The sequence below is a fragment of the Rhizobium skierniewicense genome (assembly GCF_014196515.1).
In the GTDB taxonomy this organism is placed as follows: Bacteria; Pseudomonadota; Alphaproteobacteria; order Rhizobiales; family Rhizobiaceae; genus Agrobacterium; species Agrobacterium skierniewicense.
This window is the reverse complement of the sequence record NZ_JACIDV010000009.1, coordinates 113,860-126,214: the sequence shown is the minus strand read 5'-3', so window position 1 is coordinate 126,214 and position 12,355 is coordinate 113,860. Positions and strand designations below refer to the sequence as shown.

21 protein-coding genes are annotated in these 12,355 nt (G+C 58.5%); all 21 read left to right on the top strand.

Features of this window, described 5'->3' with window-relative positions:
* The first annotated feature begins 9 nt into the window (after positions 1-9).
* The 21 genes from GGQ73_RS15595 to GGQ73_RS15495 all read left to right on the top strand — a co-directional run bounded on the left by GGQ73_RS15595 (position 10) and on the right by GGQ73_RS15495 (position 12,294).
* The gene (locus tag GGQ73_RS15595; RefSeq protein ID WP_183897100.1) at positions 10-699 is read left to right on the top strand and encodes a DUF7168 domain-containing protein; all 690 of its coding nucleotides are present in this window, start codon (positions 10-12) and stop codon (positions 697-699) included.
* Entirely contained in the window at positions 696-965 is a 270-nt protein-coding gene (locus GGQ73_RS15590; RefSeq protein ID WP_183897099.1) for a hypothetical protein, read from the top strand. Before GGQ73_RS15595 ends, GGQ73_RS15590 begins: the two co-directional genes overlap by 4 nt.
* On the top strand, positions 955-1,248 hold the full coding sequence (locus GGQ73_RS15585) for a hypothetical protein (RefSeq protein ID WP_234910989.1): 294 nt from the start codon (positions 955-957) through the stop codon (positions 1,246-1,248). The genes GGQ73_RS15590 and GGQ73_RS15585 overlap by 11 nt, the downstream gene beginning before the upstream one ends.
* The gene (locus tag GGQ73_RS15580) at positions 1,245-1,508 is read left to right on the top strand and encodes a hypothetical protein (RefSeq protein WP_183897097.1); all 264 of its coding nucleotides are present in this window, start codon (positions 1,245-1,247) and stop codon (positions 1,506-1,508) included. The genes GGQ73_RS15585 and GGQ73_RS15580 overlap by 4 nt, the downstream gene beginning before the upstream one ends.
* Positions 1,505-1,750, top strand: a complete 246-nt coding sequence (locus GGQ73_RS15575; protein WP_183897096.1) for a hypothetical protein — start codon at positions 1,505-1,507, stop codon at positions 1,748-1,750. Before GGQ73_RS15580 ends, GGQ73_RS15575 begins: the two co-directional genes overlap by 4 nt.
* On the top strand, positions 1,747-2,325 hold the full coding sequence (locus GGQ73_RS15570; RefSeq protein ID WP_183897095.1) for an MT-A70 family methyltransferase: 579 nt from the start codon (positions 1,747-1,749) through the stop codon (positions 2,323-2,325). The genes GGQ73_RS15575 and GGQ73_RS15570 overlap by 4 nt, the downstream gene beginning before the upstream one ends.
* Entirely contained in the window at positions 2,322-2,978 is a 657-nt protein-coding gene (locus GGQ73_RS15565) for a regulatory protein GemA (protein ID WP_183897094.1), read from the top strand. The genes GGQ73_RS15570 and GGQ73_RS15565 overlap by 4 nt, the downstream gene beginning before the upstream one ends.
* Positions 2,978-3,427: an ASCH domain-containing protein gene (locus GGQ73_RS15560; RefSeq protein ID WP_183897093.1), complete on the top strand. Its 450-nt coding sequence runs from the start codon at positions 2,978-2,980 to the stop codon at positions 3,425-3,427. Before GGQ73_RS15565 ends, GGQ73_RS15560 begins: the two co-directional genes overlap by 1 nt.
* Positions 3,424-3,639 (top strand): hypothetical protein, encoded by a 216-nt coding sequence (locus GGQ73_RS15555; protein ID WP_183897092.1) that lies wholly within the window; start codon positions 3,424-3,426, stop codon positions 3,637-3,639. The genes GGQ73_RS15560 and GGQ73_RS15555 overlap by 4 nt, the downstream gene beginning before the upstream one ends.
* Positions 3,629-4,000, top strand: a complete 372-nt coding sequence (locus GGQ73_RS15550) for a sigma factor-like helix-turn-helix DNA-binding protein (RefSeq protein WP_183897091.1) — start codon at positions 3,629-3,631, stop codon at positions 3,998-4,000. Before GGQ73_RS15555 ends, GGQ73_RS15550 begins: the two co-directional genes overlap by 11 nt.
* A 102-nt stretch (positions 4,001-4,102) precedes the next feature.
* A complete protein-coding gene (locus tag GGQ73_RS15545) occupies positions 4,103-5,068 on the top strand; it encodes a glycoside hydrolase family protein (RefSeq protein WP_183897090.1) in 966 nt (321 codons plus the stop codon).
* 1 nt (position 5,069) lies between these two features.
* Positions 5,070-5,603 (top strand): hypothetical protein, encoded by a 534-nt coding sequence (locus GGQ73_RS15540; RefSeq protein ID WP_183897089.1) that lies wholly within the window; start codon positions 5,070-5,072, stop codon positions 5,601-5,603.
* Positions 5,600-5,824: a TraR/DksA C4-type zinc finger protein gene (locus GGQ73_RS23175; protein WP_183897088.1), complete on the top strand. Its 225-nt coding sequence runs from the start codon at positions 5,600-5,602 to the stop codon at positions 5,822-5,824. The genes GGQ73_RS15540 and GGQ73_RS23175 overlap by 4 nt, the downstream gene beginning before the upstream one ends.
* The gene (locus GGQ73_RS15530; RefSeq protein WP_183897087.1) at positions 5,821-6,207 is read left to right on the top strand and encodes a DUF2730 family protein; all 387 of its coding nucleotides are present in this window, start codon (positions 5,821-5,823) and stop codon (positions 6,205-6,207) included. Before GGQ73_RS23175 ends, GGQ73_RS15530 begins: the two co-directional genes overlap by 4 nt.
* Positions 6,204-6,515, top strand: coding sequence for a VpaChn25_0724 family phage protein (locus tag GGQ73_RS15525; protein WP_183897086.1), 312 nt, complete (start codon positions 6,204-6,206; stop codon positions 6,513-6,515). The genes GGQ73_RS15530 and GGQ73_RS15525 overlap by 4 nt, the downstream gene beginning before the upstream one ends.
* A gap of 1 nt (position 6,516) precedes the next feature.
* Positions 6,517-7,182: a phage protein Gp27 family protein gene (locus GGQ73_RS15520; protein ID WP_183897085.1), complete on the top strand. Its 666-nt coding sequence runs from the start codon at positions 6,517-6,519 to the stop codon at positions 7,180-7,182.
* Positions 7,179-7,367, top strand: a complete 189-nt coding sequence (locus tag GGQ73_RS15515) for a hypothetical protein (RefSeq protein WP_183897084.1) — start codon at positions 7,179-7,181, stop codon at positions 7,365-7,367. The genes GGQ73_RS15520 and GGQ73_RS15515 overlap by 4 nt, the downstream gene beginning before the upstream one ends.
* Before the next feature lie 136 nt (positions 7,368-7,503).
* A complete protein-coding gene (locus GGQ73_RS15510) occupies positions 7,504-9,042 on the top strand; it encodes a hypothetical protein (RefSeq protein ID WP_234910992.1) in 1,539 nt (512 codons plus the stop codon).
* Entirely contained in the window at positions 9,042-10,613 is a 1,572-nt protein-coding gene (locus GGQ73_RS15505; RefSeq protein WP_183897082.1) for a DUF935 domain-containing protein, read from the top strand. Before GGQ73_RS15510 ends, GGQ73_RS15505 begins: the two co-directional genes overlap by 1 nt.
* Positions 10,610-11,788 (top strand): phage head morphogenesis protein, encoded by a 1,179-nt coding sequence (locus GGQ73_RS15500; RefSeq protein ID WP_234910988.1) that lies wholly within the window; start codon positions 10,610-10,612, stop codon positions 11,786-11,788. The genes GGQ73_RS15505 and GGQ73_RS15500 overlap by 4 nt, the downstream gene beginning before the upstream one ends.
* Positions 11,785-12,294 (top strand): phage virion morphogenesis protein, encoded by a 510-nt coding sequence (locus GGQ73_RS15495; RefSeq protein ID WP_183897081.1) that lies wholly within the window; start codon positions 11,785-11,787, stop codon positions 12,292-12,294. The genes GGQ73_RS15500 and GGQ73_RS15495 overlap by 4 nt, the downstream gene beginning before the upstream one ends.
* The last annotated feature ends 61 nt before the right edge of the window (positions 12,295-12,355 follow it).

The following is a 12,355-nucleotide window of genomic DNA, read 5'->3' as shown; positions in this document are numbered from 1 at the left end:
GGCGGACAAATGACGAACGATTCAATTAAACGTCGTATCAAAATTCTGCGTGAGCGCACCACCTCACGTGGCTGCACTGAAGCGGAGGCTGTGGAGGCTGCGGCAAAAGCTGCCCAGCTTATGCGCGATCACGGAATCGCCGTCTCTGATTTGGTGATGACAGAAGCAACCGTTGCGACAAAGACGCCAGTGCGTTCTCCGAAAGCCTTGCTGTGGAATGTTGTCTCCAGTTGCACCAACTGCAAAGCGGTCGTTGCAGAGAATTTCAACGGTGGACGGGAGGTGACATTCTATGGTCGTGAGCCAGGACCAGAAATCGCAACCTATCTTTTTGACGTCTGCGAAAATGCCATCAAGCATGAATTGGCAAAGTTTCGCTCCGGCGACTTCTATGTCCGTCGCCGCACCGCAAAAACGAAACGTAAGGCAGTCGAAGATTTTACGTTCGGTCTCGTCCAGCGCCTTGCGTCTCGCTTGCGCAGCCTGTTTGCCCAGACCCGGTCACAGACCGCGATGGCAGAGGCCGAGGCTTACATGGATCGCCTTGTTCCTAACACCAAGACGGTCAACACTAAGGCGCACAAGGCCCGCTTTGACGATGCTGTAAATGCAGGTTGGAAGGCTGGTGGAAACGTCAACCTATCTCACGGCGTAGACGGATCGGATCGCGGCCCACGCCTGATTGGCGGCGCTGCATGACCGGCATCTACTTCGACGACGCCCGACTGAAATCCTTCTCGGCATCGAGCAAGGGCGGAAAGTCCTCCATCAAGATCGAAATCGAGACTTCCGATCATTTCGAGCTGGCGCACATGTTGCGCCAGCTGGACGCAATCGACGCCGAGCAGAAGGAAGCTCGCAAGCCTCGCAAGTCGCCTGTCGCTACGAAAACTTCCAGCCCGCAGCTGGCCCTTCCGGCTCCCCTGAAGCAGATCGAGTTTCATGGAGGCGATCATGAGCAATGATGCTTATCGCGCCGAGGAAGCTCGCCAAGTGCAAATCCTCACCGATGCTATTCACAAGGCCATCATCGAAACCGGTGAGCAGTTCGACGCGCCCATCTTGAATGCGGTTGGTGGCGCACTGGCGACCAACATGGCCCAAATCTTGGCCTCGATCAGCGACCGTCGCATGCGCAAGATGTTTCGCGAGCAGCTGGACAAGGCTGTGACGCGGAGCCTCGCCAACAATCTGGCACAGCCCTTGGTTCATGTTGAAACCGTGGTTCTCGGAGGGATTCGCCAGTGACGAAACACCGCCAGATACCATCGGCATTCACAAAGGGCTGGGTGCTTTGCAGTCCGTCCGGAACGCTTCAGCCTTCCACGTTTCGCAAAGAGAGAGGCGACGCGATCGCTGCCAAGTTCCGGGTGCTCAAGTCGCGCGAAAAGCTCTGGGCAGACGCAGAGGCCAAGGGCTGGACCGTGCGTCACGTCTACGTCCGATTCTTCGTTCCCGTTTTCAAATCCACCTACACCACCTCTGAACTCAGCGAGGCTTGCGAATGACCATCGAAAACCGCCAGCTTTCCGATCAGCAGATCGCGATCGCACTGAGGATCATAGACCTTGTCCAGGTCCATCCGGCTGAAGACGTTATGGCCGCGATGATCTCGATCATGAGCCATACGCTCGGTCAGTCCGCCGATGCGGAGGTTCAAGCCCAGTATTGGGCGAATACCCTCATGACCACGGTGGCATACGCCCTTGCGAACGGTGACGAGCCCTATAGCAGAGGGTCGATGCAATGAGACTGTTCCCTGATCTCTGGCCATTTGGCGATCTTCAGCCGCACAGCTTTGATTTCATCATGGCCGATTGCCCGCACCGCTTTGAACTGCGTTCAGCGAAGGGAGAGGCGAAGTCTGCCCAGGCTCATTACGGCACGATGTCGCTTGCCGATATCAATGCATTGCCTGTCATGGACCTTGCCGCACCCGACTCGCTGCTTTGGTATTGGGGCACAGCGCCGATGCTTCCACAGCATTTCACGACAATCCGCGCTTGGGGGTTCGAATACTGCACCGAAGGCGTTTGGGTGAAAACGACCCGGCATAACAAGATCGCCTTTGGCACCGGCTATGTCCTGCGCGGCTCGCATGAGCCTTTCCTGATCGCCCGGCGCGGGAACCCCAAGACCACGAAATCAGTCCGATCGGTGATCCACGGACTGGCGCGGGAGCATTCCAGAAAGCCTGACGAAGCCTATCGCGAGGCCGAGCGTCTGATGCCGAAGGCAAACCGCCTCGACCTGTTCAGTCGCACCGATCGCGCTGGCTGGACTGCATGGGGTGACGAAACTGGAAAATTTGGAGAAGCAGCATGAGCATACAACGCGCAATCTTTGGCGGTTTCCGCCAGCTGGATATCACAGACGAGGACGCGCAGCGCGCTATCTACGCCCGCGTTACCGGTCAATCCCGCCTATCCCTCATGACGGCTCCGCAACAGGATGCCGTCCTGGTCGAATTGCGCCGCCTCGGCTACAAACCCGTCGCAATGGCCCGCCCGAACGGACGGCGCAAGCTCGACGGACGGTTTGCGCCGAAGATGCAGTCGCTCTGGATTGCGGCTTACAATCTCGGCATCGTGGACAATCGTGACGATGCGGCGCTGACCGCCTTCGTAAAGCGTCAGACCGGCATCGACAGCGCCCAGTGGGTCAACAACGCCGGTGATGCCACCAAGGTGGTTGAGGCGCTTAAGGCATGGATCAGCCGTGAAGGTGGTGTGGAGTGGGCCGATCTTAAACCATGCCAGCCTTATGAAACCCGCTACGGCTACAAGATCGCCCTGGCACAGCATGCATTTCTGAAGGCCAGCCTTTGCGAAGGCTTCTGGCCCTGTGTGACGGCGATCCTCGATCGCGGAATCACCTATCGCGGCGTTACCGACGCTGAGTGGGTTTTGGTGATGAACCATTTCGGAAAGCTGGTCCGCGCCCGCAAACCTGCAACCAAGAAAACGGTGGTCAGCTGATGGTCGCCTATGGCTTCAAACCCTTTTTCAGCGGGCAGATCGAAAGCGGCTCGAAGTGCCAGACGGTGCGCGGCCACCGCCCGCGCCATGCCCGGCCGGGTGAGCGCGTGCAAATCTACCAAGGCATGCGCACGAAGTATTGCCGCAAGATCGTTCCGGACACTCTCTGCACGATGGTGCTGCCAATCGAGATCGCAATTAGTGACCTGATCGACGAACTGGTTGCCAGCATCATTGTGGATGGTGTCCATCTCAAACGCGACCAGGTCGAAGCATTTGCGCGCCAAGACGGTTTCGCGCCCGAGCTACTCGGCGAAGGTTTTCCGACCAAGCTTCGCGGCCGGACTGCCCGCGAGACCATGGGCCGGTTCTGGGTCGCCACTCATCCCGGCGTGACGAAGTTTTCTGGCGTCCTGATCAAGTGGCAGGCGGAGGCCGGATCGCCATGAAACAGGGCGTCGTTTCCACTGCTGTCATGCCGCTCTTCGGCTGGCCGGAGCAGCGGGAACTCGACGCCCTGCAATCCAAACGCGACCAACTGGCGCAACGCGCTGCCAAGCTTCCGCGTTTCTCACACAAGCGTCTCGAACTGGAAGTGCGGCTCAAAACATTGACCCAAGAGCAATTGACACTTTCGAATAGGATTTCCCGTGGCAGATGATCTCAGTCTGGAATTGTTGGCAACATTGGGCGATGACGGCTTTTTCACCTTGGTGGAAGCGCACGCCGGTGTCCGACTTTATATCGCTGCCGATCCCGCCAGAAGTGAACTTCCGGCCACGATTGGCGTTGATGCTGCACACCGTCTAGCCAAAGCGTATCCGGGCGGTTATATAAGGGTGCCTCTGGCCAGAGAGTTTCGAGCCCGGCGCTACGTTGACGAGAAAATGAGCAACCGGGATATAGCCCGCAGGCTCGGCCTGACAGAAAGCGGTGTTGAACGGCTTTTAAAAAGGGCTCGAAAACGAGAACCGCTCACGTCCAGGCGGAAGAAAGACCCCCGCCAGATAGACATGTTTTGACAGGCCCGCCCGCAAAGGTGGGCCTGATTTCATTTCGCGCTCCAGTTTAGTTTCACCCCAGATCATCGGCTGATTGGCCGGTCACTTTTTCTGGGGGTCACCATGCCGCAAGTCAGCCCTAAAGGGCGCAAATTCATCTACGGGCACGAAGGCGTTGTCAAAAAGGCATATCGCGATGTGGTCGGCGTCTGGACCATCGGTCCCGGTCTGACCGCCGCATCCGGTGTGGTCAAGCCAAAGGCAGGTATGACGATCACCTCCGAGGAGTGCGACCGTCTCTTCGATTTGGCTGTCGCCAAAAACTACCTGCCACGTGTCGTCAAAGCTCTTGGCGATCGTGAACTCCCATCCACGATTGATGCGGGTGTGTCCTTCGACTGGAACACCGGCGCGATCAACAAGGCTTCGTGGGTCAAGTCTTGGCTCGATTACAATTACAATGCGGCCGAAGTCCGCAAGCGCCTCGGTCTCTGGAACAAGGCAGGCGGCAAGGTCTATCGCGGCCTGACACGCCGTCGTGCCGAAGAGGCCGACATCCTGCTGCTTGGCAAGTACCCTGGCGACATCGACGTGGCCCCCGTTGCGGAAGATATGCGCTTTGCGACGTTCGTGATTTCCGCTACGCCCGCCGAGATGGACGAGGTCCGCAGTGGGCTGATGAAGATTGGCTACGACGCGGGATATGTCATCGGCAAGGTTCGCCGTGCCGCCGTCGAAGATTTCCAGAAAGCTTACGCTTTGACGGTGGACGGCAAGATCGGCCGGGCAACGCTCTCTACGCTTCAGCGCGAAGTGGACGCCCGTGCCAAGACGACAAAGGGTGTTGCCACAACGGCTGGCGGCATCGGCGTTGCGGGTGGCGATCAGGTTGTTACGACCGTATCAGCTCCAGCGCCGGTCGATCCATCCTCTGCCGTTCCGGATCATGTCGTGTCGTGGATCGGTGGCGGTCTCGCCGTCGTCGCTGTGATCTACCTTGCGTGGCAGGCATACCAGTATCGCGACATCATCGCTGTGCGGGTTGCCGACAAGGCTCCCCGTCTGGCGTCCTGGCTGCGGAGTTTCTGATATGAGCGCAGCCATCATCTCCATTATCCTTGGTGCCGCCGCGAAAGTCGGCGCACCCATCATCAAAAGCGTTCTTGAAAAGCATGTCGGCGGTTTGACCGGCACGCTCGCTGGCACTGTCGTTGATCAGGTCGCCGAGCGCCTAGGCGTCGAGCCGGAAGCCATCCCGACTGTGGACCCGGCTGAACTCGATAACGCGGTCAAGGATGTCGATTACTCCATGCCGGAGGTCATCGCGCTCTACCAGCAGGGCCTGAAGGGGCAGTTTGAGTTGCTCCAGGCCGAACAGGCCGAGGGCTTCTGGCCGTCCGCCTGGCGTTGGGGCTGGATGTATCTGCTCGCATTCTTCTGGGTATGCGCGTTGCTGGTATTTCCCATCCTTCGCGCCTTTGGTTCAACGGTTGAAGCGATGGACCTTGCGACCCTCATGACCCTGACCGGCTGGTTTATCGGCCTCTACATGGGGGGGCATACCGTCAAGGAAATGGGCAAGCAGGCGATCGAAGCTGTTCGAACGTGGAAGCGTGCACCATGAATTTTGGTGGTAATGCCGCTCTCGATCAGGCGGAACTGCGTGCCGAGCAAGAGCGCGAAACAAGCATAGCTGCAGCATCTGCCGCAGTCTCGGTCCGGGGCGCTCTCATATGCCAGGACTGTCCATCCAAGATTTCCGATGAACGACGTGCTGCGGCACCTTTCGCCCGGCGCTGCATTGAGTGCCAAGAGTTTCACGAAATGGAGAAACGGCACCGATGACCACCGCAGAGATCGCCCTGTACATCAGCCTCGCCTTAGGCGTTATCGCCATTTTCGGTCACATCAAAGGATGGATGAACTCCGGCGAAAAAGAGCTGTTGAAAGAGGTAGCAGGAATCAAGACCGATCATGCTGCCGATGTCGCTGCTCGCAAGGCAGAGGCCGAGGAGCACAAGCGCAAGCTTATCGAGCACGACCGGCGCATCCAGGCGATCGAAGGCGAACTGCGCCATTTGCCCGACAGGGAAAGCCAGCACCGATTGGAGCTTGCGCTTGAAAAGGTCAATGGCCGTCTCGACACCCTGAACGAGACGCTCAAACCGATCATGGCCACCAATGAAAGAATGAACCAGCTTCTGGTTGAAACGGCAGGTAACAAATGAGCATCGGCTTTGATTACATGAGGATCATGCGTGAAGAAGCGCGACTGATCATTCTGCGCGCCCTGGCAGAGCAGGTAAACGAGAGTTTGAGCAGCTCCATGCTCGAACCCGTTCTTGCCAATTTCGGCATTCATCAGGAACGGGCTTGGGTCCACCAGCAGATCGACTATCTGCAGGTCATGGGGGCGGTCCTTGTGCTTGACGCTGGCAGCGTAAAAATCGCGTCGCTGACAGATATGGGTCGTCGCCATGTCGATCGACATACCGCCATCGAGGGCGTGAAACGTCCATCACGCGTGAGCGCGTGACATGGCCAAAGCACGCGGTCACCTCTCTGCTATCGACCGGCTTCCTGATGAATGCTCCGATATTATTTCGTGGGCTTCGCAGGAACTGGCGAACCGCGACCGGACACAAGTCGAAATCTACGGTGAGTGGAAAACCAAGCTGATCGCTCTCCAGGGCGAGACCGGCCTTGGTTTTGATATCCCATCGTTCTCGGCATTCAACCGCCATGCGATCCGCCTGTCACAGATGACACGCCGCCTGGAGCAAACCCGCGAAATCGCCGCGACGATATCCGAGCGAATGGATGCGGCCGGATCGGATGATCTCACACTGATTGCCGCCGAGGCGATCAAGACACTGATCTTCGAAATCCTCCAGTCCTCCGGTGATGCAGGCCTTTCGCCAAAGGGTGCGATGGAACTGGCGAACGCGCTGCGCGCTGCATCGTCTGCGCAGGTCGCTTCATCGAACCGACGCATGAAACTCGAAGCCGAAGAAAAGGCCCGCAAGGCGATCGCGGACATGAATGACAAGGCGGAGAAGGCTTTCGATATCCTGTCCAACGAGCCCGGCATCACGAAAGAAGCCATCGCCCGCGCCCGGCGCGAATTCCTCGGAGTGCGACCAAAGGCGAAATCTGTACCTGAAGTTTCCAAGGTTACTGAAGAGAAGGATGGTGGCCAGTGATCAAAGCGACCTTCATTCCGTATTCGGAACTGGCCTGCACGAAATGCGACGGTATCGGCCGCGCCATCAAACGCATCAACCGCAGGCGGGACGGCACAGTTTCCAGCGTCGTCTATGATCTGAAGAACGATTGCCGCCCGTGCAAGGGGACTGGCCTCTCCTGCATGGAGGTGAGCCGTGGCTGAACCGCTGCCCGGCTTGCCGCAAGGCAATTGGATCGACCCGCCTGTGCTACCTACCGATCCGGCTCAGTTGCCGGTCGAATTGCCTCGTGGCGGTGATATTCCCGACGACTTCGATCCCTTGGCCGATGGTGTCCTTATGGAACACCAAGCCGAATGGCTCGCGGATGACAGCCTGCTGAAAGGCTGCGCCAAAGGACGACGAACCGGTATTACTTTTGCCGAAGCGTTGGACGCAACACTGATTGCAGCTGCGCAGCGATCGGCTGGTGGGCAGAACTATTTTTATATCCCCGACACCAAGCCGAAGGGCCGGGAGTTCATCGGCTATGCGGCACACTTCGCGAAGTCGGTGGCCAAAGAACTATTGACGATCGAGGATGGCATCTTCTTCGATCAACGGGCAGACGGCACTACGAACGCGATCTCCAGCTACATCATCCGTTTCAAATCGGGCTTCCGCATTGAGGCACTGTCATCGCGCCCGGAAAACATTCGTGGTTTGCAGGGCACCGTCTGCATCGACGAAGCCGCGTTTCACCGTGATGTTCGCGAAGTTATCGATTCGGTTGCAGCCCTTCTCATCTGGGGCGGCAAGGTCCGTATCATTTCGTCGCACAACGGCGTCAGCAACCCGTTCAACGAACTGATCAAGGAAGCCGAGGCCGGAAAGAACGGCTTCAACTTCCACACATTCACCTTCGGCGATGCTGTCAAGAACGGTCTTTTCAAGCGCGTCTGCCTGATCAAAGGTGAAGAGTGGACGCTTGAGAAAGAAGAAGAGTGGGAGCGGAAAATCCGTTCGGCCTACGGCACGCGCACCGCCAAGATGAAACAGGAACTGGACGCGATCCCGGCCGAGGCCGAAGGATCGGCGCTGACCCGCGTCATCATCGAGCGCTGCATGAGCCGCGATCTGCCAGCCGTCGCACGATGGGATCGGCCTGACGACTTCAAAAACCTTGAGGACTACGAGCGCGAAGAACAGACGGAACAGTTCTGTGAAGGGGTCTTAAAGCCGCTTTTAAACCAGCTCGACAAGGAGCGTGAACATTGCTTCGGCGAAGACTTTGCGCGTTCTGGCGACAAGACCGCCGTCGTTGTCTTCGAGATCGGTCCCGACGCTGTCCGTCGCGCACGCCTCGTCGTCGAACTCAAGAACATTCCGTTCGATCAGCAGCGCGACATCCTTTTCTACATTGGAGACGGCTTGCCCCGCATGGTCGGCGGCGCCCTCGATGCGCGAGGCAACGGCCAGTACCTTGCCGAAAAAGCCCGCCAGCGCTGGGGTGAGTGCATCCACGAAATCATGCTGTCGCCCAAATGGTACGCCGCCAACATGCCGGGTTACATCGAAGCCTTTGGCGAAAAGTCCGTGCTGTTCCCATACGACATCGATGTCATCGCCGATCACCAGGGGCTGGCCTACGTCAACGGCATCATCAAGGTGCCGGATGGTCATTCGACCAAAGGTGTCGATGGTTACGACCGGCACGGCGACACCTCGATTGCGGGTGCGCTTGCGTTCTTTGCCTCCAACCAGGAGGCCATCGCCTACGAATACGAGACCGGCCGCAAGAGTGCCGGCACATCCATGCGTGGTCACAATGGTGGACCGCCGATGGATGATGACCGGCGCGGCCGCACCGTGGACGTTTACCTGAGAGGATCATTGTAATGGGTAGTTTTCGCGATTGGCTTGGCAACGTCATTGCTGGCCGCGATCTGAGTGACGAACATGCAGGCGCACAGATCGGCGGTGTCAGGCAGCACACGTCGAATCAGCAGACCATCGGCATGACGCCGGTCAAGCTCGCCTCGATCCTGCGTGCGGCCGACAATGGCGACCCGGAGGCGTTCTTCGAACTGGCGGAACAGATCGAGGAACTCGACCCGCATTACGTCGCGCAGCTCGCCACGCGTAAACGGTCTGTCGCGCAGTTGCCGATCACGGTCAAAGCGGCCAGTGACAGCGCCGAGCATGAACAGCACGCCGCATTCGTGAGGGCATGGGTTGACCAGGGCATTTTGCGCTCCAGCCTGTTCGACATGCTCGATGCGATCGGCAAGGCCATTTCGTTCATGGAAATCGACTGGCAGGTTCGTCACGGTCATCTCTGCCCGGCAAAGCTCACTTGGCAAACACAGCGTTGGTTCACCTTCGACAAGATGGACGGCGACACGCCGCTGCTGCGGGACGTGGGCGGCGACAAGCCGTTTGCGCCACACAAGTTCATCGTCCATCGTTCCAAGGTCAAATCCGGCCTGACGATCCGCTCTGGCATCGCCCGTGTGGCGGTCTGGTATTGGATGTTCAAGAGCTTCACGGTGAAGGATTGGGCGATCTTCTGCCAGAACTATGGCCAGCCGATCCGCATCGGCAAATATGGCCGAGGTGCAACGGAAGCTGAAAAGGATGTTTTGTGGCGGGCTGTGTCCGGCATTGCTGGTGACTGCGCAGCCATCATGCCACGCGAGATGCTTGTCGAGTTTCACGAGGTCGGATCGAAGAGCAGCTCGACGGATATGTATGAGCGCCGCACCGACTGGCATAACCGCGAAGTGTCCAAGCTGGTCCTTGGCCAGACGACTACGACAGACGCGGTCTCAGGCGGTCATGCGGTTGCCAAGGAACATCGCCTCGTCCAGGAGGACATCGAGCGTTCCGACGCGCTCGAAACGTCTGGCACTTTCAACGCCCAGCTCATTCCAAATATGGTGGCATTCAATTTTGGGCCGCAGGATCATTATCCGACGCTCGCTATCGGCCGTCCAGACGAAGTACCGATCGACGTTTTCTCATCTGCATTCGAGAAGCTCGGTCCTCTCGGTCTGACGGCCGACGCGGGATGGATGCGTGACCGCCTCGGCATCCCCGCACCAAAGACCGACGCTGAGATCGTTGGCGGCCGTCCAGTTGCCCCGGCTCCGGTCAAAGAGGAAAAGACCCAACCAACAAAGCACGCGCTCGATCGCGTCTTTGCGTCTGCGCACAGCCGAACACAGCCAAACATCATGGACGCTCTCACCGATCGGCTTGAGCAAGAAGCGTCAGAAGCAATGAATGGCATGATCGAGAAGGTCCGAAATGTTTTGATGCAGGCGACCGATCTGGCCGATGCTGGTAGGCGGGTGGCTACACTCGGTCTGTCGGCCGACGAGCTTGCCGAGGCCATGGCGAGAACAATGACCTTGGCGCATCTCGCGGGACAAGCTGCCCTCGTTGATGACCTTGCGGGGCGCACATGACAGGAAGCCCCCTGACGCGCTTCAAGGGGTTGTTTGCGGCAATCCCCGCTGGAAGCTCTCAAAACGCCTCCACGGCCTTCAATTCGGCTTCAATTTTCGGATCGTCCATCATTACTCTGATGGCAAGCGCGATCGATGCCCTCAGTCTGCCATTTGATGAAGCGATCGATTTTCTTCGCCAGAAAACGGCAGTGCCGACCAAGAGCTATCGCGATGTCTGGGATGCTGCCCATTCCAAGATGTTCATGGTGGCCGGTGCCAACAGCCAGGCGCTCGTCGATGACTTTCAGAATGCCATCGTGAAGGCGGCTGAACAAGGTCTGACGCTCGAAGATTTCCGGGCCGACTTCGACGATATCGTGAAGCGTCACGGCTGGCAGTACAAGGGAGCGCGGGGCTGGCGCTCTCGTCTCATCTTCGAAACCAACCTCGCATCTGCCTATGCTGCCGGTCGCTATGCCCAGATGAGCGAGCCAGACACGCTCGAAGCATTCCCGTTCTGGCAGTACAATCATTCCGGCGCGCTGCACCCACGCCTCAATCACAAGGCCTGGGACGGAATGGTCTTTGCCGCTGACGATCCATTCTGGAACACCAACTATCCGCCGAACGGATACAAGTGCGGTTGCTTCGTGACGCCGGTGTCTCGCCCTGGTCTCAAGCGCCTCGGCAAGTCGAAGCCTGACGAAGCACCTAACCTCGACCAGCTCGGCACGGATCAGCCGCTTGGCGTCGATCCATCTTTTGCCTACAATCCCGGCAAAGCATGGCTGGAACAGACCGCACCTGGTGCAACGCCAGTCAGCGCGAACGAAGTGCAGGTTAACAGCTTCATTCTATCAGCGGCACGGGGCAAGTGGCCTGATGGCAGCTGGACACCTGCTGGCGTGACCAGCGAGGCGATTGCTGCGGATCTCGGCGTGAAGGCCGGTACCGAATTCCGGCTGCTGGCAGAAACCGTCCGAGACCTCGATATCAGCAGAACCGACGCGGCGTCCTATGCGACCGTCCCGCGCCGTCTCGCACGGGCCGGGAAAGTCACCTCGCGTGGAAACGGCATCTATACCGTGTCGGGCGAACATCAGGGGCGCGATTGGTCGCTCGATGTCGCCCTGGCCGAAGACGATGATCGTCAGCGTCTCTATGTCAGGACACTGCGCGAGGGCGGTCTATGAGTGGCGCGGCGATCTCGATCACCATGCAGGTTCTCGATTCGGAAGTCCGTCGCGGTTTTCGCCAGCTCGAAGGCGTGATGCGCGACACGACGCCGGTGATGCGTGCGATCGGCGTCGGCCTCGTGGGCTCAACCCATATGCGGTTCGTCACTCAGACCGATCCCGATGGCAATGCCTGGGCCGCGTTGAACCCGCTATATGCGGAAGGCAAACGCAACGCTCGCATCCTGACCGAAAGCGGCCGCCTGCGAAACAGCATCAATGCCAGGGCGAGCAATGACGAAGTTCTGGTCGGCTCCAACCTGATCTATGCGGCACCTCACCAGTTCGGCGCTGTCATCAAGCCGGTGTCTGCTCCATACCTTCGTTTTCGCATGGGCGGGAACCTTATCAAAGCTGACAGTGTTACCTTGCCCGCACGCCCCTTCCTCGGTATATCATCCGACGACGAAGCGATGATCGCCGAAACCGTCTTTGGTTTCGTGGAACGCTACTCCTCCCGTTAAAATCCCCGCCTGATTTCTCCCGCCTGCATTGGCGGGCATGATTTGCGTTTTGCGCCCGTGG